The organism is Arcobacter sp. CECT 8985 (assembly GCF_004116495.1).
Classification (GTDB): domain Bacteria; phylum Campylobacterota; class Campylobacteria; order Campylobacterales; family Arcobacteraceae; genus Malaciobacter.
In genome coordinates, this window is record NZ_PDKC01000067.1 from 1 (window position 1) to 2,320 (window position 2,320).

Here is a 2,320-nt window from a genome sequence, read left to right on the forward strand (position 1 = left end):
AAGAATCTGACATAGTGCAACAGTTGCCGGTGTAGCAAATACATGGGGTTATGGTGCTATGACAAATCACTTTGGTGATGTTGTTGGACACTCAAAAGCTATATTAATGATTGGAGCAAATTCAGCTTCTGCCTGTCCGATTGGGTTTAAACATTTCCTTCAAGCAAAAGACAGAAATAATACAAAACTAATTGTGGTTGATCCAGTTTATACAAAATCTGCAGCAAAAGCAGATCATTATTTAAGAATTAGAACTGGTACAGATGTTGCATTTGTTTACGGTATGCTACACCTTATATTTAAAAATGGCTGGGAAGATAAAGAGTTTATCGATAGTCGTGTTTATGGTATGGATGAAGTAAGACAAGAAGCAAAAAAATGGACTCCTGAAGTAACAGCAGATGTTACAGGAATTCCTGCAGATAAAATTATTCAAATCACTAGATTATTCGCAACTTCTAAACCTGCAACTGTTGTTTGGGCATTAGGAATTACACAACATAGTACAGGTACATCAAATACTAGAATTCTTCCTATACTTCAATTAGTATTAGGAAATGCTGGTAAAAAAGGTGGAGGATGTAATATTATTAGAGGACATGACAACGTTCAAGGTTCTACTGATATGTGTAATTTAGCAGATTCTCTTCCTGGATATTATGGATTAAGTGATGATGCATGGAAATATTATTCTAAAGCATGGGGTGTTGATTATGAGTGGATGAAAGGAAGATTCCATTCTCATAAATGGATGAATGAAAAAGGATTCTCACTAGCAAAATGGTGGCAAGGAGTTTTACAAGAAGAGAAAACTTATTCTTCAAGTCCTATTAGAGCTTTATGGGTTCAAGGTACTGGTATTACATCTATGACTCAACAAGTTAAAATTCAAGAAGCAATTAAAAAACTTGATTTATTAGTTATTGCAGAGCCATTTGTAAATGAAGCTGCAATTTTAAGTGATAGAAAAGATGGAATATATATCATACCTGCAGCAACTCAATTTGAAACTGAAGGAAGTGTAACAGCAAGTAATAGATCTTCTCAATGGAGAAGTAAAGTTGTTGATCCTTTATATGAATCTAAACCTGATCATGAAATCATGTTTGAATTTGCTAAAAAATTCGGTTTTTATGATGAGTTTGTTAGTGGTATGAAACATGATATAGTTGATGGTGAAATAAAAAAAGTAAAAGATGATTTTGTATGGCCAGATGATGCAGCAAATGAATTAGCAAGAACAGTAAAAACAATTGGTCTTGGTGGATGGACAGCAAAAAGATTAAGAGAACATCAAGAAAATTGGCATTTATTTGATCCAATAACTTTAGCAGGTTATGGAAAAATGAAAGGTCAATATTATGGATTACCTTGGCCATGTTGGGATACAAAACATCCTGGAAGTCCTATTTTATATAATCCTGATACACCAGTAAATGAAGGTGGTATGGGATTTAGAAATAGATTTGGTCTTGAACATGATGGAGTTAGCCAATTACCAGATGAAAGAGTAAGTGTAAAAGGTTCAAAAGTTAAAGGTGGATACCCAGAGATTACTAAAGCAAATATTGAAAAAGTTTTAGGAATTAAATTAACACAAGAAGAAAAAAGAAAAATGGGTGCAAACTGGAAAGTTGATTTAAGTGGAATTATTCAAGAAAAATGTAATGAAGCTGAAGTTTGCGTTTATGGAAATGCAAAAGCAAGAGCAAAAGTGTGGACATTCCCTGATCAAATACCAATGCATAGAGAGCCAATTCACTCTCCAAGATTTGATTTAGTTAAAAAATATCCAACTTATCCTGATCAAAAAAATAACTTTAGAGTTGATGTTAAGTTTGAATCAGAACAAAGTGAAAAAGATTGGTCAAAAGAGTTCCCAACTATGATAGTTACTATGAGATTAGTAAACTTAAGTGGTGCAGGTATGATTGAAAGAACAAGTAAATATCTTTCTCATATTACTCCTGAAATGTTTGCTCATATTCACCCAGAATTAGCAGCTAAACACGGAATTAGAGATAAAGAAGATATGTGGTTGCACTCTCCTCAAGGAACTAAGATAAAAATTAAAGCATATTATAACTACAGTGTAACACCTGACCGTGTTGCAATGCCTTATAATTTTGCAGGAATGATGCAAGGAGTTGATTTAACTCATAGATATCCAGAGGGTACAAAACCATATGTTAATGGTGAGAGTTCAAACACAATTACAAACTACGGATTCGATGTAATAACTCAGATACCTGAGTTTAATGCAGGTCTTTGTAGAATTGAAAGAGCGTAGGAGTAGGTTATGAGTGAAATGGCAAGAATG

1 protein-coding gene is annotated in these 2,320 nt (G+C 33.5%); it reads left to right on the top strand.

Going from position 1 to position 2,320, the window contains the following annotated elements; genetic code table 11:
- Nucleotides 1-58: 58 nt before the first annotated feature.
- Nucleotides 59-2,290, top strand: a complete 2,232-nt coding sequence (locus CRU93_RS13965) for a formate dehydrogenase subunit alpha (protein ID WP_129104794.1) — start codon at nt 59-61, stop codon at nt 2,288-2,290.
- Nucleotides 2,291-2,320 lie beyond the last annotated feature (30 nt).

What these genes read in the sequence shown, in the direction of transcription:
- CRU93_RS13965 (WP_129104794.1), top strand. Translation starts at nt 59, where the DNA reads ATGACAAATCACTTTGGTGATGTTGTTGGACACTCAAAAGCTATATTA.